The 19,915-nt window shown below is 72.0% G+C and carries 15 protein-coding genes and 1 riboswitch; of the genes, 8 read left to right on the plus strand and 7 right to left on the minus strand.

The genetic code is table 11. The annotated features are described in order from the left end of the window. The first annotated feature begins 39 nt into the window (after nt 1-39). From Pph01_RS16840 to Pph01_RS16860, 5 genes are all read left to right on the plus strand, one after another. Nucleotides 40-990, plus strand: coding sequence for a YihY/virulence factor BrkB family protein (locus Pph01_RS16840; RefSeq protein WP_239116758.1), 951 nt, complete (start codon nt 40-42; stop codon nt 988-990). A 68-nt stretch (nt 991-1,058) separates the two neighbouring features. Further along, a complete protein-coding gene (locus Pph01_RS16845; RefSeq protein WP_204074018.1) occupies nt 1,059-2,516 on the plus strand; it encodes a serine/threonine-protein kinase in 1,458 nt (485 codons plus the stop codon). 26 nt (nt 2,517-2,542) lie between these two features. Next, a riboswitch (ZMP/ZTP riboswitch) is annotated at nt 2,543-2,647 on the plus strand. Between the two features lie 27 nt (nt 2,648-2,674). Then, nucleotides 2,675-3,934 carry a serine hydroxymethyltransferase gene (glyA, locus tag Pph01_RS16850; protein WP_204074019.1) on the plus strand — a complete coding sequence of 420 codons (1,260 nt, stop codon included), beginning with the start codon at nt 2,675-2,677 and terminating at the stop codon, nt 3,932-3,934. 387 nt (nt 3,935-4,321) lie between these two features. Then, complete coding sequence (rsgA, locus tag Pph01_RS16855; protein ID WP_204074020.1) at nt 4,322-5,419, plus strand: ribosome small subunit-dependent GTPase A; 1,098 nt, start codon at nt 4,322-4,324, stop codon at nt 5,417-5,419. A 36-nt stretch (nt 5,420-5,455) separates the two neighbouring features. Continuing rightward, a complete protein-coding gene (locus tag Pph01_RS16860; RefSeq protein WP_204074021.1) occupies nt 5,456-6,115 on the plus strand; it encodes a phosphoribosyltransferase in 660 nt (219 codons plus the stop codon). A gap of 86 nt (nt 6,116-6,201) precedes the next feature. On the opposite strand, the gene Pph01_RS16865 is transcribed toward Pph01_RS16860, so the two are convergent. The 3 genes from Pph01_RS16865 to Pph01_RS16875 form a co-directional block, all read right to left on the minus strand. Further along, complete coding sequence (locus tag Pph01_RS16865) at nt 6,202-6,516, minus strand: WhiB family transcriptional regulator (protein WP_076434697.1); 315 nt, start codon at nt 6,514-6,516, stop codon at nt 6,202-6,204. 115 nt (nt 6,517-6,631) lie between these two features. Continuing rightward, nucleotides 6,632-7,537, minus strand: coding sequence for a ferredoxin family protein (locus Pph01_RS16870; RefSeq protein WP_204074022.1), 906 nt, complete (start codon nt 7,535-7,537; stop codon nt 6,632-6,634). 43 nt (nt 7,538-7,580) lie between these two features. Continuing rightward, nucleotides 7,581-9,131 (minus strand): glycerol-3-phosphate dehydrogenase/oxidase, encoded by a 1,551-nt coding sequence (locus tag Pph01_RS16875; protein WP_204074023.1) that lies wholly within the window; start codon nt 9,129-9,131, stop codon nt 7,581-7,583. 95 nt (nt 9,132-9,226) lie between these two features. Between Pph01_RS16875 and Pph01_RS16880 the strand changes: the two genes are divergently transcribed. From Pph01_RS16880 to Pph01_RS16890, 3 genes are read left to right on the plus strand one after another with little or no spacing between them, the layout of a single operon-like run. Next, nucleotides 9,227-10,795 carry an FAD-binding oxidoreductase gene (locus Pph01_RS16880; protein WP_204074124.1) on the plus strand — a complete coding sequence of 523 codons (1,569 nt, stop codon included), beginning with the start codon at nt 9,227-9,229 and terminating at the stop codon, nt 10,793-10,795. Nucleotides 10,796-10,828: 33 nt separating this feature from the next. After that, nucleotides 10,829-12,334 carry a metallophosphoesterase family protein gene (locus Pph01_RS16885; protein WP_204074024.1) on the plus strand — a complete coding sequence of 502 codons (1,506 nt, stop codon included), beginning with the start codon at nt 10,829-10,831 and terminating at the stop codon, nt 12,332-12,334. Between the two features lie 32 nt (nt 12,335-12,366). Then, nucleotides 12,367-13,974, plus strand: coding sequence for a bifunctional 3'-5' exonuclease/DNA polymerase (locus tag Pph01_RS16890; RefSeq protein ID WP_204074025.1), 1,608 nt, complete (start codon nt 12,367-12,369; stop codon nt 13,972-13,974). 28 nt (nt 13,975-14,002) lie between these two features. On the opposite strand, the gene Pph01_RS16895 is transcribed toward Pph01_RS16890, so the two are convergent. From Pph01_RS16895 to Pph01_RS16910, 4 genes are all read right to left on the minus strand, one after another. Continuing rightward, nucleotides 14,003-16,018: a serine/threonine-protein kinase gene (locus tag Pph01_RS16895; RefSeq protein ID WP_204074026.1), complete on the minus strand. Its 2,016-nt coding sequence runs from the start codon at nt 16,016-16,018 to the stop codon at nt 14,003-14,005. Nucleotides 16,019-16,194: 176 nt separating this feature from the next. Further along, nucleotides 16,195-17,580: a YlbE family protein gene (locus Pph01_RS16900; RefSeq protein WP_204074027.1), complete on the minus strand. Its 1,386-nt coding sequence runs from the start codon at nt 17,578-17,580 to the stop codon at nt 16,195-16,197. After that, nucleotides 17,577-18,941, minus strand: a complete 1,365-nt coding sequence (locus Pph01_RS16905; RefSeq protein WP_239116759.1) for an AllF/FdrA family protein — start codon at nt 18,939-18,941, stop codon at nt 17,577-17,579. The genes Pph01_RS16900 and Pph01_RS16905 overlap by 4 nt, the downstream gene beginning before the upstream one ends. Continuing rightward, nucleotides 18,938-19,858, minus strand: a complete 921-nt coding sequence (locus Pph01_RS16910) for an oxamate carbamoyltransferase subunit AllH family protein (RefSeq protein WP_204074028.1) — start codon at nt 19,856-19,858, stop codon at nt 18,938-18,940. Before Pph01_RS16910 ends, Pph01_RS16905 begins: the two co-directional genes overlap by 4 nt. Between the last annotated feature and the right edge of the window lie 57 nt (nt 19,859-19,915).

Raw genomic sequence — 19,915 nt, forward strand, 5'->3', positions numbered from 1 at the left:
GCCGCGGACACCATCACTGTGTGTATACGGTTGGGTGCCATGACGTCCACGGACGCTTCGACGCGCAGGCCCAGGCATGTCTCACGCCTCGCGATGGCGCGGGCGCGTGCCCGCATGAGCTGGGTCCGCGACACCAGCGGCTGGGCGCTGGTGAAGGCGACCACCATGGCGGGGGTCAACTACCGCGTGACCGGCCTCGCGGGCGAGGCGGCCTTCTTCGCGCTGCTGTCGCTGCCGCCGTTCGTCCTGGGGCTGCTCGGCGTCATGGGCCACCTGAGCGGGATGCTCGGGGAGTCCACCGTCCTGGAGATCAAGCAGTGGGTCGTGGAGCAGGCCGAACTGCTGTTCACCAGCAACACCGTGGACCGGGTCGTCACGCCCCTGCTCAACGACGTGCTGACCGGCGGGCAGGTGTCGCTCATCTCCGTCGGCTTCCTGCTCTCGCTGTGGTCGGGGTCCCGCGCGCTGTTCGTGTACGTCGACCTGATCTCCATCGCGTACGGCCTGGGGGAGACGCGCGGGATCATCCGCACCCGGGTCATGTCGTTCGGCCTGTACGTGGCCGCGCTCCTGATCGGCCTCGTCATCATGCCCACCCTGGTGATCGGGCCCACGCTGCTGTCCAACGCCCTGAGCCGGTACGGCGTGCTGGTCTCGCTCTTCTACTGGCCGGTGGTGATCCTCGGATCGGTCCTGATGCTCACGTTGCTCTACCACGTGAGCATTCCGCGGCGGACCCGCTGGTGGCGTGAGACGCCGGGGGCCGTCCTCGCTCTGATCATCTGGATCCTCTGCGCGACCGTCCTCCGCGAGGTGCTGGCCGCCTGGTTCACGCCGCTGTCGATCTACGGATCGCTGGCCGCCCCGATCGCGGTGCTGTTGTGGCTGTACATCACCGCTCTGGCCGTACTGATCGGCGCCACGCTGAACGCCGAAGTGGACCGGCTGTGGCCCCTGAACGGCACGGCCCGTCACGAGCAGGCCGGCTGAACGTTCGGCCGATCACGACGTGGCCTGATTTGTCGCGAAACAACGGGTGATCCGTAATGATGGCTGCGATGAACGCGCAGCCATCCGCAGAGGACACGACGCCGGTCGCCCGCAGGACGATCGGTCCGTACGTCCCGGTCCGTCGGCTCGGCGAAGGCGGAATGGGGATCGTCTACCTCGCTCATGACGCCGCGGGACGGCCGGTCGCCGTCAAGGTGATGCGCCCCGAGTTGGCCGCGCAGGAAGAGTTCCGTCGCAGGTTCCGCAAGGAGGCCGAGGCGGCCAAGCGGGTCGCCCGGTTCTGTACGGCACCGCTCCTGGACGCCGGCCTGGAGGACGATCAGGCCTACCTGGTCACGGAGTACGTCGAAGGGCCCGACCTGTCGTCGGTGGTGGAGGCCCAGGGGCCCATGAGCGGCTCGAACCTCGACGCCCTCGCGGTGGGCGTGGCGACGGCGCTGACGGCCATCCACCGGGCGGGGGTGGTCCACCGCGATCTCAAGCCGTCCAACATCCTGCTGGCGCCGGTCGGCCCCCGGGTGATCGACTTCGGCATCGCCCAGCTCGCGGACACGCTGGCCGAGCAGACCGGAACGGTGATCGGAACACCGAGCTACATGTCCCCAGAGCAGGCGCGGGGCGAGTTGGTCACCGCCGCGGCCGACGTCTTCGCGTGGGGATGCGTGGTCGGGTACGCGGGCACCGGGCGGTCGCCGTTCGGGCGCGGGACCACACCCGAGGTGCTCTTCCGGGTCGCACACCACGTGCCCGACCTCCGAGGGCTGGACGAGCGCCTGCGGCCACTCGTCGAGGGGGCCCTCGACAAGGACCCCGAGCGGAGGCCGACGGCTCAGGAACTCCTCGACCGCCTTCTCGGCCGGGAGGAGGTGGCCGTCGAGGCCGCCACCCGGATCGTGAGCGAGGCGTGGACCAGCCCGGGTTCGGACGGGACCGGCCCGGATTCGGACGGGACCGGCACGGTGAGCGCTCCCGCCGGGGACGTGGCCGGGCAGACGTCACGGACCGCGACCGTGTCACGCCGCCGGCTGCAGGCCGTCGTCGCGGGAGCGGTCGCCGTCGCGGCGGTGGTCGTGGCCGTCATCGTGTTCCGCCCGTTCGGCTTGGGCGAGAAGGAGAAGCCCAGTGGTCCACTGGCGACCCGTGACCTGCAGATCAGCGGCATCCCCCTCACGGCCACCGTCGACGCGGCGACGCGGCAGGGGACCTCCGTGAGCATCCGGTTCTCGGTCAAGGTGAGCGGCGCCAAGCAGTGGTGGCCGTCGGACCTGTTCGGCGACACGGCCTCCGGAGTCAGCCTCATCGACTCGCCCAGCGGATCGAAGTTCTCCCCGGCGAGCAAGGACGGCGACTGCCTGTGCACCTCGATGCCCAAGCAGTGGCTGAAGTCCGGGGACACCCTGCCCGTCTACGCGAGCTATTCCGACGTGCCTGAGAGCGTGGAGACGGTCGGCGTCGACATCCCCGGATTCGGCCTCATCCCCGGCGTCCCCATCTCGGAAGGGTGAGCCGTACCGGACCGGTCCCGATAAAGTAGGGAAGTCGCGACTGGCGCTGACGTGTCCCTGATGGGCCGCGTCGAAGGTGGGGTTACCACCGGGGAGCATTCTCGCGGAGGCCGTGCGCCTGGGCCGCCGTCACCGCCGACTACGGACAAGGAAGCGCCATGGCTGGGAACTCGCTGAACTCCGTCGATCCCGAGCTCGCCCGACTCATCGCGGCAGAGGAGCGGCGGCAGGCCGACACGGTCAAGCTCATCGCGTCCGAGAACTACGTCTCCAAGGCCGTTCTCGAGGCCACGGGCACGGTTCTCACGAACAAGTACTCCGAGGGCTACGCGGGCAAGCGCTACTACGAGGGCCAGCAGGTCATCGACCAGATCGAGACCCTCGCCGTGGAACGGGCCAAGTCGCTGTTCGGGGTGAACCACGCCAACGTCCAGCCGTACTCGGGGTCGCCCGCGAACCTGGCGATCTACCTGGCGTTCCTGAACCCCGGCGACACCGTGCTGGGCATGGGCCTCCCGTTCGGCGGCCACCTCACCCACGGCTGGTCGGTCTCGGCCACCGGCAAGTGGTTCAACGCCGCCCGGTACGGCGTGCGCAAGGACACCGGCCGCATCGACATGGACGAGGTCCGCGAGCTGGCTCTGGAGCACCGGCCCAAGCTGATCTTCTGCGGCGGCACCGCGATCCCGCGCACGATCGACTTCCCGGCGTTCGCCGAGATCGCACGTGAGGTCGGGGCGGTCCTCGCGGCCGACATCGCGCACATCGCCGGCCTCGTCGCGGGCGGCGCCCACCCCTCGCCGGTCGGCCACGCCGACGTGATCTCCACGACGACGCACAAGACCCTTCGCGGCCCGCGCGGCGCCATGCTGATGGCGACCTCGGACGAGCACGCGACAGCGCTCAACAAGGCCGTCTTCCCGGGCCTGCAGGGCGGGCCGCACAACCACACGACGGCCGCCATCGCGGTGGCCCTGCACGAGGCCGCCCAGCCGGACTTCAAGGCCTACGCCGCACAGGTCGTGAAGAACGCCCAGGCGCTCGCCGACGAGCTGGCGGGCAGGGGATTCGACCTCGTCTCCGGCGGCACCGACAACCACCTGATCCTGATGGACCTCACGCCCAAGGGGATCGGCGGCAAGCCCGCCGCCAAGGCTCTCGACCGGGCCGGGCTGGAGACGAACTACAACACGGTGCCCTTCGACCCGCGTAAGCCGTTCGACCCGTCCGGCATCCGGATCGGAACGCCGTCGGTGACGTCGCGGGGCATGGGCGAGGCGGAGATGCGCCAGATCGGCGCCTGGATCGACGAGGTCGTCACGGCCGTGGCCAAGGGGGATGCCGAGGACGTGATCGCTCGGGTCCACCAGGAGGTCAGCGACCTCACGGCCCAGTTCCCCGCCCCCGGCCTCTCCTGACAGCACTCGGGCCGACCCCGGCTTGGGTCGACCGGAGCTCTGGTGTGATCATGCGCAGGTTCGAGGAAGGACCCTCGGACCTGCGCCCCTTCCCGCCGTGATCATGCTCTCGCCGAACTCGTGCATGATCACGGCGGGAACCGCTGCAGGGGGAGCGCATTTCCCCGAACTTGTGCATGATCACGCGCAAGGGGGTGCGGGGAAAAGTGGGTTGCGGAGGGGGTGTGGGCCTCCGTAGGGTTTGGGCAACGCCGCTTCGGACGCGGCCGCGGAGCTTTTGGGAGGTGAGGATCATGCGGGTCTTTCTGACGAGCATGCCGTCCATCAACCTCCGGGTGCCCGCCTAGTTCTCGCTGAGGCACCCGTCTCCGAAGGGTGTCTTCACCGATGTTGTCCGATCTTTCACTTCTCGGCTGGCAGGACGACCGTTACTCCGAGCTTCCCGCGGGCACCGTTCCCGCCCGGGTGGCCCGGGTGGATCGTGGCGCCGCCGAGGTCATCGCCGCCGACGGCACGCATCACGCCCGGTACGGCTCACACGTCCGCAGGGCCTCCGCGGCCGATCCGATCGCCCTTCCCTGTGTGGGCGACTGGGTGGCCCTCCGGCGGCTTCCTGAGGGCCGCTACGAGCTCGACGAGGTGCTTCCCCGTACTTCGGCCTTCGTGCGGGGCGGCGTGAGCCGTACGTCCAGAGGCGGCCTTTCCGGTGACGGCCAGGGCCAGGTCCTGGCGGCCAACGTGGACGTCGTGTTCGTCGCCGAGCCGTCGATGCACTCCACCGATTTCGCCGATCTCGGCAGGATCGAGCGCCTCGTGGCGCTGGCCTGGGAGAGCGGCGGCACGCCCGTCGTCCTGATCACCAAGACCGACCTGTTCGAGATGGGACTCGACGACCTGCTCGCCGACGTCGCCGCCTCGGCACCGGGGGTGGACGTCCACCCGGTCAGCTCGCTGACGGGCGACGGCGTGGACCTCGTCCGCGCCCACCTCGCCGGCTCCAGGACGGCGGTGGTGCTCGGTCCCTCGGGGGCGGGCAAGTCCACCCTGGTCAACGCGCTCGCCCATGGCGATGTGATGGAGACCCAGCAGGTCAGGGCGGCCGACGGCCGGGGCAGGCATACGACCGTCCATCGGGAGCTCATCCCGCTGCCCGGCGGCGGGCTCATCATCGACACTCCCGGCATCCGCCGGGTCGGCCTGTACGAGATGAGCGACGGGGTGGACCTCGTCTTCTCCGACATCGAGGAGCTGGCCGAGCAGTGCCGCTTCTCCGACTGCGCCCACGGCGACGAGCCCGGCTGTGCCGTACAGGAGGCGGTCGAGTCGGGGGAGCTGGCCCTGAGGCGGCTGGAGAGCTGGCACAAGCTCCAGCGTGAGGCCGCCTGGATGGCCCGTCGGTCCGACGCCCGTCTCCAGAGTGAGGAGACCCGCAAGTGGAAGATCCTCCACAAGGAGATGCGCCGGTCAGGGCGGGCCCGTCCCTAAATGTGCCTGGCGTGATTTGTCGGGTATGAGGAAATTATGAACCCGATACGGGTGCGGCTGCCGTTCACGGACAGGGCCCAGGCGGGAGCGCTTCTCGCCCAAGCTCTGTACGGCATGCGCCGGGGGGATCCGGTGGTGCTCGCCCTGCCGCGCGGCGGGGTGGCGGTGGCCGCGCCCGTGTCGGACATGCTCGACGCGCCCCTCGACGTGCTGGTGACCCGGAAGATCGGGTGCCCCGGCCAGCCGGAGCTCGGCGTCGGTGCGATCGCCGAGGGTGGAGAGCCGGTGTTCCATCAGGATCTGCTGGAGAAGCTCGGACTCGAGCCGGAGGACGTCTCACCGGTCGTGGACCGGGAGCGGCTCGAGCTGGCCAGGCGGGTGAAGGTCTACCGGGGTGAGCGGCCCGCGCCCGATCTCCGCGGCAAGGACGTGATCGTCGTCGACGACGGGATGGCGACCGGGGGAACCGCGACGGCGGCGCTGCGGGCCGTACGGACGCGGCAGGAGGGGCGGGGCACGTCGACACTGGCGGTTCCGGTCGCGGCAGGGGATACCGTGGAGCGAATGCGGAAAGAAGCCGACAATGTCGTGATTCTCGCGGTTCCGTGGGGTTTCCGCGCGGTCGGGCAGTGGTACGAATCATTCGACCAACTGACCGACGACGATGTTCTCGACCTGCTCAGGGAACGGCTGTGACCTGAGGGTGTCCCGCGTTCCCTGGGGAGGGGTCGGCGGAACACCCGGAGGCCTGCTGAAGCGTGTCGGGGGAGGGGGAAGACGGCTCAGGCGACAGCGCTGATGCCGGCGCTCGCCGCGCGGCGCATACGGCGACGACGCTCGGAGGCGCGCTCGTCCTCGTTCAGTCCGCCCCAGGTCCCGTACTTCTCGGGACGGGACAGGGCGTAGTCGAGGCACTCGGCGCGCACGGGACACTGAGCGCAGATGGCCTTGGCCTTGCGCTCACGGATGTCGCGCTCCGGCTGACGCTCACCGTCAGGACCGAAGAACAGCACAAGGTCCTCTCCCCGGCACGCGGCATCATCCTGCCATCCCCAACTGGGGCGCGGGCGGGCGAGCTGCCGACGTACCTGAGACATGAGAAACCACCTTTGGTGAGAGGTATTTCAAGGGTTCGTGCCGCATTGGACGCTTGTGGCGTCCCTGTATCCAACGCGAGGACTGGCCGTGATGTTCCCGTTCCGGGCGGTGGCCTCAGGTCAGAGCCGCAGTGAGCTGCCTCAATTCGGCCAACCTGTAGGTCGAGATCTCGTCGGCGCAAGTCATCCCGCACGGCGCCGAGAACACCGTACGTTCGACCACAACCCGAAATCGCGACGATCCCCGCTGTGACGTGCTTCGCACGACGCACACCGTGGTGTCGCTTTCCGACCGGGAGGATTCCACGGCCACTCCGCCGACCGAGACCTCACCCGTGTGGGACCGGACGAAATGCTCGGCGGCTTGCAATGGCTCAGGGATACCCGCGCGCCCCCGGAAACGGTCGAGGACGACCTCGCCGTGCCGGTACGCGTTTGCCGCCGCGATCGCAGCAGCTTGAGACATGCTGCCGTAGTAAAGCCCGTGTGGCAAGCATACGAGGTTAGCGGCGTATCGATCGCCGCCAACATGACTGGTCTCCCAGGCCCCTCCGGGCAGGTTCTCATCCAGGAACCGGGCCAGCGGAAGGCCGAGTCGGGCGCAGCAGGCGTTGCGTTTGCCGTGCGTGCAGACCAGGAACATCGGCTCGTTCACCAGTATGCAGGACTCTGGAACCACTCCGTGCACGAGCGAGCCCAGGTCAAGATCGTCGGGGTTCTCGAAGAAGCCCTCCGCGAGCCACGGTTCGGCGCCGGCGGACGAGGCCACGAAGACGTGCACGGGGCCGGTGCGGGCGGTGCGGCGGCCGGGGCGCCGGATCAGCTGCGGCCGGACGCCGAGCGACATGGCCCGGTCGATCAGCGCGTGCACCGGATCGGGCAGCGTGGACTCGTCGAGATAGGCCGCCCAGGGCCCGGAGTGCTCGATCAGCAGCCAGAACCGCGCGCCGACGGTCGCGCTCGCGAGGACGGGGGCCGTATCGGTGTGGCATACGGCGGAATGCTCGCAGCCGTTGGCCATCGGGTCGCCCGCCTCCCTCGCGCTCGATTAGGTAAGTCTTACCTTAGCTAATCGAGTCAAACGGTGTGACGGGTGGGTCCCATGAATCCGCGAGTGCCGCCTCGGCCGCCGGAAGCGCCGCCTGGCGGTCGGCGGCCACCAGTCCGATCCGAGTACGCCGGTCGAGCAGGTCGCCCGGGTCGAGCGCGCCCTCGTGCCTGACCGCCCACACCAGCTCCGCCCGGGTCACGCCCAGTGCGACGGGCTCGGCCATCGACCGATCCTCCCGCGCCAGCGCCTGAACGGCGGCCGCCTCCGTGCCGTATCGCTCGGCCAGCCGGGCCGGAACACCGTCGGACGAGGGCCCGGAGACCCATGCGCCCGGCCGGGGGGCGCCGACCAGCGGCATCCGCGCTGTACGGCTCGCCGGTGCGCCGGGGCAGGCGGCGTCGACGGCGTCCTCGGCCATGCGGCGGTAGGTGGTGAGCTTGCCGCCCACCACGGTCACCACGCCGTCGGGCGACCGCAGCACCGCGTGCCTGCGGGACACGTCGGCCGTCCTGCCGTCTCCCGAGTCGACCAGGGGGCGCAGTCCCGCGTAGGCGCCCGCCACCTGCTCGCGTCTGACCGGCTCGGCCAGGACGGAGCCCAGGACGTCCAGGAGGAAGGCCACGTCGCTCTCGGGCGCCTCCGGGACGTCGGGGAGGGGACCGTCGACGGGCTCGTCCGTGAGGCCGACGTGGACCCGCCCGTCGGCCTGCGGGAGGACGAGCACGAAGCGGTTCCGCTCGCCGGGGATCGGCACGTGCATCCCGGCGCGCAGCCCGGGGAGCACGTCAGGCCCGAGCACGAGGTGGGTGCCGCGGGAGGGGCGGAGCCGTACCGAGGGCACGAGCTCCCCGGCCCACACTCCAGAGGCGTTGATCACCGCGCGGGCCCTGATCCCGAACTCGGCGCCGGTCAGCTCGTCGCGGACCTGGGCTCCGTCTCCGGTGAGGGAGAGCGCGCGGCACCTGGTGAGGATCCGCGCGCCGTGGCCCGCGGCGGTACGCGCGACGGCGAGGACGAGCCTCGCGTCGTCCACGACGCGCCCGTCCCAAGACAGCAGCGCGCCGCGCAGGCCGCGCGGGCTGAGCGGCGGCGCCAGGGCCAGCGCCCGCTCCGCGGGTACGCGCGACGGTCCGGGCAGGACGGCGCGCGGTGTGCGGGCGGCGGCGCGCAGGGCGTCGCCCAGCCGGTAGCCGGCCATGACGACGGCCGCCTGCCCCGGCGGCACCGCCGGTGTGAGCGGCAGCAGGTACGGCTGGGCGCGGACCAGGTGGGGGGCGGTGTGGCGCAGCAGCACGCCGCGCTCGGCCGCGCTCTCGTGTGCGACGCCCACCTGGCCCTTCGCGAGGTAGCGCAGCCCGCCGTGGATGAGTTTCGAGCTCCATCGGGACGTGCCGAAGGCGATGTCGTGCGCGTCGATCGCGGCGACCGTCAGGCCGCGCGACGCGGCGTCGAGGGCCGCTCCCGCGCCTGTGGCGCCGAGGCCGACGACGAGGACGTCGACGACGGCGTCCCGGAGTTCGGCGAGCTCGCGAGCCCGCCGGGTGGCGTTCAGCGAAGTGTCCATACCGCTCCTTGGGCCGCGCATTACCCTTGAGTAACCTATCTGGAGGCGTGCACGACGTGGAGACCCCTTCGACCCCTTCGATCCCCTCGGAACCGATGCTGTGGTCCGGCTGGGGCGACCCCGCCAAGGCGACGGAGTTGCCGGAACCCGTCCGCAGGCTGCTCGCCGACTTCCTCGGCGTACGCGGGCCGGCCGTACCGGCCGCGACCTTCGGCGAGGTGCGACTGGCGGCCCCGGTCCTCCCGCCACCCGCTCTGGCCGCGCTCGCGGCGATCACGGGGGCCGAGCATGTGCGCACCGACGACGACGCCCGCATCCGCCACACGCGCGGAAGGTCCACGCCCGACCTGCTGAGGATGCGGGCGGGAGACGGCTCCGACGCCCCCGACGCCGTCGTCCTGCCCGGCTCGCACGACGAGGTGGCCGCCGTGTTGCGCGTGTGCGCCGACCACCGGGTGGCCGTGGTGCCGTTCGGCGGGGGGACGTCGGTGGTGGGCGGCCTGGTCGCCTCCCGCGAGGGGTTCGCCGGGGTGGCGGCCCTCGACCTGTCCCGGCTGAACAGGCTCGTCTCGGTGGACGCCGAGTCGATGGTCGCCGAGATGGAGCCCGGCCTCCGGGCGCCGCAGGCGGAGGAACTGCTCGCCGGCCACGGACTGACGCTCGGCCACTTCCCGCAGTCCTACGAGTACGCGACGCTCGGCGGATTCGCCGCGGCCCGGTCGAGCGGGCAGGCGTCCGCCGGGTACGGCCGGTTCGACGACATGGTCGTCGGGATGACCGTCGCGACGCCGCGCGGCACCCTGGAGACCGGCCGCGCCCCCAGGTCGGCGGCGGGGCCCGACCTGCGGCAGGTGATCCTCGGTTCCGAAGGCGCCTTCGGGGTGATCACCTCGCTCAGGCTGCGCGTCCGCCGGGCTCCCGAGCGGCGGGTCTACGAGGGCTGGCGGTTCGCGACGTTCGCCGACGGGCTGGCGGCCGTCCGGAGGCTCGCGCAGGACGGTCCGACGCCGACGGTCCTGCGGCTGTCCGACGAGACCGAGACCCTCGTGGGCCTGGCCCAGCCCGGCGAGCTCGGCTCGTCGCCGAGCGGCTCCGGCTGCCTCGTCGTCGCCGGGTACGAGGGCGCCCCCGACGACGTGTCGTACCGAGCGGAGCGCGCGGCGGCGGTCCTGGCCGCCATGGGCGGTGTCCACCTGGGTCCCGAGCCCGGGGAGAAATGGGCGCACGGCCGGTTCGACGCGCCGTACCTGCGGGACTCGCTGCTCGCCGCGGGCGCGACCGTGGAGACGCTGGAGACGGCCTGCTTCTGGTCCGCGGTGCCGCGCCTCTACGAGTCCGTACGGCAGGCCCTCACGGGCGCGCTCGGCTCGCCGCTGGTGATGTGCCACGTCTCGCACGTGTACGGCACGGGCGCCTCCTTGTACTTCACCGTGGTCACCGCCCAGACGGAGGATCCGATCGGCCAGTGGGCGGCGGCCAAGGGGGCGGCGAGCGAGGCGATCCTGCGCGCCGGAGGGACCATCACCCACCACCACGGCGTCGGGCGCGACCACCGGGAGGCGTTCGGGGCGGAGATCGGGGAACTGGGCGCGGAGATCCTGCGCGCGGTCAAGGAAAGGCTCGATCCGGCGGGCGTGCTCAATCCGGGGGTGATGATTCCGTAGATCCCTTCGGTGGGAAAGCGTCAAGATTGTCCCATGGTGGATGTCGGTACCGCGGCGGCGCGCGGCAAGCAGGTCTCGTCACGGGTCTCGGAGGAGGGGGCCGGGTGGAACTGTCAGCGGATCGGCACCTTCGACAAGTTGCGGCCGAGCAGGAACACCTTCACCTGGCTGAGCCCCGCGACCCTGTGGCGGTCCCGCAACGAGATCCTCGCCCAGCTCTTCGGCGATCCCTCGCCCGAGGTGAGGCGCCGGTGGGTGGCCGCGCAGCGGGAGCGCGGAGCCGACCCCGACCTCCGGATCAAGCAGGAGGTGGGGGAGGAGTTCTCGTTCCTGGTCCTGGGTGACACCGGCGAGGGCGACGCCTCCCAGTACGCGGTGGTCCCCGGGATGCTGAAGCTGGGGGAGGACACGTCGTTCGCCGTGGTGGCCAGCGACGTGATCTATCCCACCGGCTCGGGCAACGAGTACGGCGACAAGTTCTTCCGCCCCTACCAGGACTACGCGGCCCCGATCTACGCGGTTCCCGGCAACCACGACTGGTACGACGGGCTCGGCGGTTTCATGCGGGTCTTCTGCGACGCGCGGCCGCTCGAGGTCCAGCAGCAGGGCTTCCGGCTGTCGCCCTCGGGCGTCCGCGGACTGTTCTGGAAGAAGCCGGACGCCATCGACGAGGCGGCCCTGGAGCAGGTGCGGAAGATGCGCTCGCTCCCGGAGCAGCAGGCCACGCTGCCCGCGCCGTACTGGATGCTGGACCTCGGCAGGCTGGTCGTCGTCGGGATCGACACGGGCATCAAGGGCGACATCGACCGCGAGCAGGGGGAGTGGCTGCGCCGCGTCTCCGCCGACCCCCGGCCCAAGATCCTCATCACCGGCAAGCCGATCTACGTGCGCAACGAGTACCACCCCTGCGCGATCGAGGGCGGGGGAACGGTCGACGACATCGTGCGCGATCCGGCGAACAACTACGTGGCCGCGATCGGCGGGGACGTCCACAACTACGAGCGTTATCCCGTCCACGTGGGCGGCCGGACCATCCAGTACATCGTCTCCGGAGGCGGGGGCGCGTTCATGCACGCGACGCACACGACCCCCCGGGTCGACGTCGGAGGCGTGCACGAGGACGAGTTCAAGTGCTATCCGCTCCGCGGCGACTCGTTGTCGTTCTACAGCCTGCTCTACAGCAGGCGCCTTCGGATGCGCTGGCTCTACATCACCCCCGAGCAGGGACTCGAGCTCATGTCGCGGCGGGTGGGCAACACGCCGCCGCGGCCCACCCCCGGCGCGCGGATCACCGCGCGGACGCGGTGGGCCGCGCGCCTGCTCGGCGGCTGGCCGATGCCCTTCCGCCTGCCCGTCGGGCGGGTCTTCCACCGGTGGATCTCGGAGTTGTCCGACTGGGACACCCCGCCGTTCTTCAAGAGCTTCCTGCACGTGTCGGTCACGGCCGACCGGCTGAAGATCAGGTGCTTCGCCGCGACGGGCTGCCTGGCGCAGGAGATCGACCCGCCGCTGGAGGACGAGGTCGAGATCCCTCTCTGACCGATGTCGGTGCCGCCTGGCAGTCTTGGGGCGTGCACGTAGTGGTGGCGGCAGACCCTGACGGCGGCGGGTCGATCCGCCAGGCCGGGCGGGAGACCGCCAAGGTCGCCGATCTGGCGCCGGCCGTCCGGGAGTTGGAGGCCGCTCGCCCGCGCTGGGTGTGGGCCGACGCGCGCCGCGTCTACCCCGCTCTGCTGGCCGGAGGCGTACGGCTGTCGCGCTGCCACGACGTGACGCTGACCGAGGGCCTCCTGCTGGCGGCGGACGGGCGCTACGGCGAGCCCAGACAGCCCGCTGCGGCCTACGCGCGGCTCCACGGCCTTCCAGTACCCCAGGACACCCACGAGCTCGCGGAGGCGGCCCAGGTCGCGCTCTTCGAACCCGCGAAGGACGGGCCCGACGTGGCGGAGGCCGACATGGTCGCCGAGGTGCTCGACGACCAGCTGCGCCGCATCGCCCTGACCCCCGACCCCGGGCGCTTCCGCCTGCTCGTGGCGGCCGAGTCGGCGGGGGCGCTCATCGCCGCCGAGATGGCCCACGACGGCATGCCGTGGCGGCGGGACGTCCACGACGCCCTGCTGACGGAGCTGCTCGGGCCACGCCCGGCGCACGGGATGCGGCCCGCCAGGCTTCAGGCGCTCGCCGACGAGGTCTCGGCCGCCTTCGGCCACCCGGTGAACCCCGACTCCCCCCAGCAGATCGTCAAGGCGTACAAGGGCGCGGGCATCGCGATCCCCTCCACGCGGTCACGCGTGATCAAGGAGGTGGAGCATCCGGGTACGCGGCCGCTGCTCGCCTACAAGGAGCTGGCCAGGCTCTACAGCTTCCACGGCTGGGTCTGGGCCGACCAGTGGGTGCGGGACGACCGGTTCCACTCGGAGTACGTCGTGGGCGGCGTCGTCAGCGGCCGATGGGCCACGAGCGGCGGGGGAGCGCTGCAGATCCCCAAGGTCATGCGCCGCGTCGTGGTGGCCGACGACGGCTGGACCCTGGTGGTGGCCGACGCGGCCCAGCTGGAGCCGCGCGTCCTGGCGGCCATGGCCGGCGACGGCGGGCTCGCCCGGGCGGCCGGCGAGATCGACCTGTACGCCGCCCTGGCCCAGGCGTTCGGCGGCGAACGCGACTCCGCGAAGATCGCCATGTTGTCCGCGATGTACGGCGGCACCAGCGGCGACGCGCCCAAGCTCCTCGCCGTCATGCGGCAGCGCTTCCCGCAGGCGTACGCGTTCGTGGAGGACGCGGCGCGGGCGGGGGAGGAGGGGAGGCTGGTCAGGTCGTGGCTCGGCCGCACGAGCCCGCCGCCCTCCGCCCGGTGGCGCGAGCTGGTCTCCGGCCCTGAGGGCGCCAGGGCGGCGCGCGACCGCGGCCGGTTCACCCGGAACTTCGTCGTGCAGGCGACGGCAGCGGAGTGGGCACTGACGCTCATGGCCGTGCTCCGCGGCCTGCTGCCCGAGCCGGCCAGGCTCGTCTTCTTCCAGCACGACGAGGTCATGGTGCACTGCCCGGAGGACCTGGCGTCCGAGGTGCGCGCCGCGGTCGGGCAGGCGGCGGAGGAGGCGACCCGGCTCCTGTTCGGGCGGACCCCGGTGCGCTTCCCGATGGAAGCGGTCGCCGTCGCCTGCTACGCCGACGCGAAGTGACGGCCGGCGCGCGGGCGGGCCGGGCCCGTCACGCGGCCGGGGTGAAGGTGTTCCAGAGCGCCTGGCGGACGGGCGCGGCCGACTCTCCCCAGTCGTAGTCGGGGGCGGAGAATGTGATGGAGTAACCCTGGCCCTCGATGTCCACGTACCGGGTGACGGCGTGGACCGTCACCTGGTCGGCGCTGGTGTAGGTGTACTCCCAGTCGGCCGCCGGCCAGCGCCAGTCGACCTTCCCGAGCTGGACCTGCGTGTAGTCGGGGTAGTCCTTGGCGTTCAGGTTCTGCTCGACGGCCTGCAGCGCGGTCAGGCTGCCGTCCTTGATCTTCTGGATCCTGATCCGCTGGGCGCTGTCCTGCGGGCCCGAGTAGGTCACGGTGCCGCCCTGATCGGCCACCGTCCACTCCTTGGGCACCGCGACCGACACGCCGTCCTCGCTGTGCAGGGTGAAGCCCTTGGGCACCTGGACGTCGGACCCGCCGGACGGGTCCTTCTGCCCGCTCACGGACGGCACGCCCTGGGCGACGTCCGGCGTGGAGTCGTCCGATCCGCCCGGCAGCAGGACGAACAGGAGGGTGACCACCAGGCCGATCACCGCCACGGCCGTCACGGCGATCAGGACGGTCGGACGGGACTCGCGCTCCTCGCCCGGCCCGTCCTCGTCCCTGCGCCTGCGGCCGGCGCTCTGCGGGCCCGTGACGGAGTGTCCCCCGGTCGAGTGCGGACCCGTGGAGTGCGGACCGGTTGAGTGCGGGCCCGTGGAATGTCCGCCGGTGGAGTGCGGGCCGGTGGAGTGTCCCGGGGCGGGCGTGCGGTGGGCGGGCCCGGTCATCCGGTGCTCGCCGGTGCCGTTGCGCCCCGGCCTGGCCGCGAGGTCGCCCGGGAGGTCGTCGGGCGAGGGCGTCGGCCACATCGCCTCACGCGACCGCTCCGGCGCGTGTGTCGAGCCCGAGGGCGAGGCCAGGGAGTCGAAGGCCGGCGTCGCGTGGGGACCCGAGGCGGCGTACGACTGCGGGCCGCTCATGGACCCGGGCATGTCCTCGGGGGCGAACGGCACGCGGACCGGGCCCGACGGCGTCTCGATGATGCGGGAGGGAAGCGGCCCCGACGGGAGGTCGAGGGGCGGCAGCAGCCCGGCGGGCGTGGGGTTCTGGGGCGTCGGCATGGACAGCGAGGAGACGCCGCGGCCGGGCAGCCCGGCCCCGCTGCTGTGCAGCACCCGCTCCAGCATCTCGGCCACCTGCGCGGCCGCGATGCGGTCGGCCGGGTTCTTGCGCAGCAGCCCCTCGATCACGGGGAGCAGCGCGCCCGCCCGCTGCGGCCGGTTCGGCTCCTGGGTGAGCACCGCGCCGAGGACGGCGACCGCGTCGGCCCCCTCGTACGGCGGCCGGCCCTCGACCGCCGCGTACAGGGTGGCGCCGAACGACCACAGGTCGGCGGCGTGGGTGATGGGGCGGCCCTGCAGGCGCTCCGGCGGGATGTAGGCCGGCGAGCCCATCAGCAGCCCGGTCTGGGTGATCGTGACGTCGCCCTCGATGGCGGCGATCCCGAAGTCGGTCAGGACGACGCGGTCGGCGGTGAGGAGCACGTTGCCCGGCTTGACGTCGCGGTGGAGGATCCCGGCGGCGTGGGCGTGCCGGATGGCGTCGAGCACCCGGATGCCGATCTCGGCCGCCTGGATCACGGGGAGGGGTCCGCTCTGGCGGACGGCCTGCTCCAGGGACCACGCGCGGACCAGCTCCATCACGATCCAGGGCCGGCCGTCCTCCTCGACCACGTCGTGAACGGTCACGATCCCGGGGTGGCTGAGCCGGGCGGCGGAGCGCGCCTCGCGAAGCACCCGGCGGTTGGCGACCTGGGTGGCCGACTGGTCGAGCCCGTACGGAAGGATCAGCTCCTTGACGGCGACGTCGCGGTCGAGGAGCACGTCGTGGGCGTGCCAGACCATGCCCATGCCGCCGCGGCCGACGGGGGACAGCAGACGGTAGCGCCGTCCGACGAGCCGTCCCTGTCCGTCCGGCGTCGCCTCAGTGGGGATGTTTCCCATGGGCCCCTGACCCTCGGGTGAAGGGGGGACCATACCGAGCAGGCCATCGGTCGACATAGGACGGTCCCCAATTCATCGGTCGATCCGCATGATCCCCCGACTGGATCAAGCGAATTCCACTGGATATGTGAGGTTTGGGCTACCGATATTAGGGTCAATCCCGCCCCAATGGGAATTCATGGAAGAGTCAAGGCTTCCAGGGCCGCCGTGAAGGCCTCGGCGGGCGGGCTCACCAGACCTGCTCCGACCTGCCCGGTTCCGGCCACACGGCCCGCGATGCCGGTGTTGACCACGGGCAGAAGTCCGGTCCTGGCGACGAGGGTGACGTCGATGCCCACGGGCGTCCCCCGGAAGCCCAGCCCCGGGATCTGGTAGGCGGGGTGCTCGGCCAGTGTGATCTCGTACATCGAGGTCGTGGCCGCCACGGCGTCCGCGACGTCGCCGCCGACGAACCGCACGATGGCCGGCGCCGCCGCCATCGCGAAGCCTCCCAGCCCGGCCGTCTCGGTGATCGTCGAGTCACCTATGTCCGGATTGGCGTCCTCGGGGCCGTACGCGCCGAGGTAGAGGCCGTCGGGAACGCCGGCGGGGCCGGTGAACCAGCGATCGCCGAGTCCGGACACCTGGATACCGAATTCCGTTCCATTTCGTGCCATCGCGACGACGAGACTCGACCCCGGAACGTTCCGCGCCGCGTCGGCGCTCACTTTCGCCGCCGCCATTCCCGCGTTCAAGAAGAAATGATCATTTCCATTGACGAAACGCAGGACCTCCGCGGCCCGTTCCGGCGCGGCCTCGACGACAGCCGGGGCGAGCTCGCGCACCAGGAGCGAGGTGGCCGCCCGGTTCCGGTTGTGGAGCTCGTCGCCCATCTGCAGGGCCTGGGCGATGAGCGAACGCAGATCGAGCGGGCCGGTGCGGCGGAGGGTCGCCTGGAGGACCGGCCCCAGCACCTCGCCCATCCAGCGCAGCCGCTCGACCACCTCGGTCCCGTAGGCGCCGTACCGCAGCACCTTGCCCAGGCCCTCGTTGAGCGAGCAGTAGGCGGTGCCGCCGTGCTCGGCGTCGGCGACCTCGAACATCCACATCGACGGGCTGACGACCCCCGCCATCGGGCCGACCGTGCGGTGATGGTGACACGAGTCGAGGGTGATGCCGTCGCCCGAGGCGAGCCTGCGCTCCGCCTCCTCGGGGGAGGAGGCCAGGCCCTCGAACAACATCGCCCCGATGAGGGCGCCGCGCATCGGGCCGGAGGCGCGCTCCCAGGTGACGGGCGGACCGGCGTGGAAGAACGTGCCGGGCTCCAGCCCGAGGACCTCGTGGGCCGGCCGTACGCCGACGAGTCGCGGACGGGCCGACAGCAGCCGGCCGACGGCCAGCGCGTTGGCGCGCTCCCGGCGCGGATCGGCCAGCACGCGCGCCAGGGCCTCCGACGTGCCGGGCAGCGGCGGCCGCCAGTCGACCGGGGTCCGCGGCACCGCCTGCTGGTCGAGGGCCTCGCCGAGCACGGACGCGCCGACGGTGATCACGCGCGGCTCGCCGAGCAACATCGAGAGGGTCATGAGGCTCCGATCAGGAGGCGGGCGTGGCGGGCGGCGGCCGCATTGGACGTGAAGACGGCGGCTCCCGCCTCGTTCAGGCGGGCGGCCTGGGAGCGCAGGCCCTGTGGGTCGCCCTCGGTCCCGACGAGCGCGACCACCACGGCCACGCCGCGCTCGCGGGCCTTCTCGACGGCCGGCGCCAGCGACGCCGACGGATCGGGGTCGGAGCCGTGGCCGAGGACCACGTCGAGCAGGACGACGCCCGTCTCCACCGCCGCGAGCGCCTCCAGACGGAGAGCGGGGTCGATCATGGGATGGGCGCGCCCCCGTGTGTACTCGTCGTCGCCGAAGTCGGTGAACTCCCCGGTGCCCGCGATGAGGGCGGCCTCGGTGCAGAGCGTGCCCCCGGAATACAGGCCGCGCAGAGGTCCTCCTGAGACGGGCGGGCTCTCGGCCGCCCACGACGGCCACTCGGGCACCGGGACACCGAGGGCTCCCAGGACCTTCTCCACGGCCGTCGTCAGGTCGTCCTGCCCCGGCCCGAGGAGCGCGCGGACGACGGGTTTGGACAGGCTCAGCTCCTGTACGGCCGCCGCGACCTCGGGGGCGGGAGGCTTGGAGACCAGCACGATCAGCTCGGTCGCGGGGTCCTCGTCGAGGGCCAGCAGGGCCTGCGTCGTCGAGCGCCCGCCGACCCGCGCGGACAGGTCGCGACCGCCCACCCCGAGGAGATGGCTGACTCCGACCCCGGCCAGGTCGAGCAGGCTCGTCACCTGCTGCGCACCGGTGCCGGACGCGGCCACGACACCCACCCGGCCGGGCCGCAGGACGTTGGCGAAACCCAGACCGGCCCCGCCGATCACGGCGGTGCCGCAGTCGGGGCCCATGACGAGCACGCCCTTGTCCCTGGCGCGGTCCTTGAGGAGGATCTCCAGGTCCACCGGGACGTTGTCGCTGAAGATCATGACGGACAGTCCCGCCTCGACGGCGTCGCAGGCCTCCGCGAAGGCGTGCTCGCCGGGGACGCTCACGAGGGCCACCGTCGCGTCCCAGGCCCTGCTCGCCGACCGGGTGGTGCGCGGCAGCGCGTCGCGCGCCGGGGATCCGCCGCCCGGCGACCCGGCCACGAGCTGCCGGTCGAGCTCGGCCGCCGCGTTCTCGAGCTGCTCGTCCCCGGAGGCCCTGATCGCGACGAGCAGGTCGCCTCCCGTCGCCGCCGGTACGGCGAAGCCGAGGTCGCGGGCCAGGTCCACGTTGAGCTCGGTCGCCATCGCCACGAGGGCCACCTCGACGCCGGTGCGAGCGGTGAGGGCCTGACTCACGCGCATGAGGCTCACTGAGTCGTGGTAGACCCCGGCACGCACTTCGACCAGATCACTCAAGAAGGCTCCCCGTTGGAACGGACGGCGTGGGACAGGACCGCGGACAGGCCGATGTGGATTCCCCAGGCGATGTCGGCGCCCGAGGTGTGCCCCAGGTGAAGCAGGCGGTGAGCCGCTGGTTCGAGCGGCTGCCGCCCCGCGACGGCCCGCAGGACCCCGACGACCTCGGGGCTCGTCTCTCCCCTCGCGGCGCAGTGGAGCAGCGTCGCCGAGATCGGGGTGGTCCGGGTGCGGGCGTCGTAGGTGACGGCCGCCGCCAGCCAGTCGGCCAGCCAGACGGCCCTCGGCGTGCCGGTCGCCTGCCCCAGATGCCGCAGGGCGACCAGCAGGCCGGAGAGCATGTCGTCGCCACTGGGCGTCAGCCCGGGGCCCAGCCCGATCAGGCGCTCGGCCGCCATGATGGCGTCGGCGAGGGAACCGCCCCGGCAGCCGGCCTCCAGGAGGCTCGGAGCCCCCTCCGGATCCAGCCCCGGCCGTCTCGGCGTCCGCCGCCTGATCTCGCCGAGCCGCTCGGCCGACCGCGACAGCCGTACGAGGTCGGTGGGGCCGGGGGGCGGCGCGGGATCCCACCAGCGGCGGACCCGGATCGACAGCCCGCCGATCTCGACGGCCCCGTCTCCGACCCAGCCGTCGTCTCCCGCCGCGATGCCGTCCAGCGGGTCCGCGACCACGACGGCGTTGGGCAGGCGGACGGCCTCTCCGGTCACGAGCGTGACGACGTGGGGCTCGGTCTCGCTCCTGACCTCGAGATAGACGGCGAGGGGGAAGGCCGCGAGCACGCGTGCCGGGCGGCGCGGCGACTCGAGGGCGTGGCGCAGCGCGGCGCTGGCCGCCCCGCTCAGGTATGTGTTGCCTCCGACGCCCCGGATGGCGGGCGACGCCGTCCGCCGGGCTTTCGGGCGCGTTCCTACAGTCACCGGACCTCCCGACAAGCCAAGTTCCTGCCGACGCTAGAACGACGTTGGCACGGTCCG

This window comes from Planotetraspora phitsanulokensis, assembly GCF_016863295.1.
GTDB classification, from domain to species: domain Bacteria; phylum Actinomycetota; class Actinomycetes; order Streptosporangiales; family Streptosporangiaceae; genus Planotetraspora; species Planotetraspora phitsanulokensis.

Excerpts from the sequence above, each read along its gene's own strand:
- rsgA (WP_204074020.1), top strand. The coding sequence starts at position 4,322 with ATGTTGTCCGATCTTTCACTTCTCGGCTGGCAGGACGACCGTTACTCC.
- Pph01_RS16880 (WP_204074124.1), top strand. The coding sequence starts at position 9,227 with ATGCTGTGGTCCGGCTGGGGCGACCCCGCCAAGGCGACGGAGTTGCCG.
- Pph01_RS16900 (WP_204074027.1), bottom strand. The coding sequence starts at position 17,580 with ATGACCCTCTCGATGTTGCTCGGCGAGCCGCGCGTGATCACCGTCGGC.
- Pph01_RS16865 (WP_076434697.1), bottom strand. The coding sequence starts at position 6,516 with ATGTCTCAGGTACGTCGGCAGCTCGCCCGCCCGCGCCCCAGTTGGGGA.
- Pph01_RS16840 (WP_239116758.1), top strand. The coding sequence starts at position 40 with ATGACGTCCACGGACGCTTCGACGCGCAGGCCCAGGCATGTCTCACGC.
- Pph01_RS16870 (WP_204074022.1), bottom strand. The coding sequence starts at position 7,537 with ATGGCCAACGGCTGCGAGCATTCCGCCGTATGCCACACCGATACGGCC.
- Pph01_RS16895 (WP_204074026.1), bottom strand. The coding sequence starts at position 16,018 with ATGGGAAACATCCCCACTGAGGCGACGCCGGACGGACAGGGACGGCTC.
- glyA (WP_204074019.1), top strand. The coding sequence starts at position 2,675 with ATGGCTGGGAACTCGCTGAACTCCGTCGATCCCGAGCTCGCCCGACTC.
- Pph01_RS16875 (WP_204074023.1), bottom strand. The coding sequence starts at position 9,131 with ATGGACACTTCGCTGAACGCCACCCGGCGGGCTCGCGAGCTCGCCGAA.
- Pph01_RS16860 (WP_204074021.1), top strand. The coding sequence starts at position 5,456 with ATGAACCCGATACGGGTGCGGCTGCCGTTCACGGACAGGGCCCAGGCG.
- Pph01_RS16845 (WP_204074018.1), top strand. The coding sequence starts at position 1,059 with ATGAACGCGCAGCCATCCGCAGAGGACACGACGCCGGTCGCCCGCAGG.
- Pph01_RS16885 (WP_204074024.1), top strand. The coding sequence starts at position 10,829 with ATGGTGGATGTCGGTACCGCGGCGGCGCGCGGCAAGCAGGTCTCGTCA.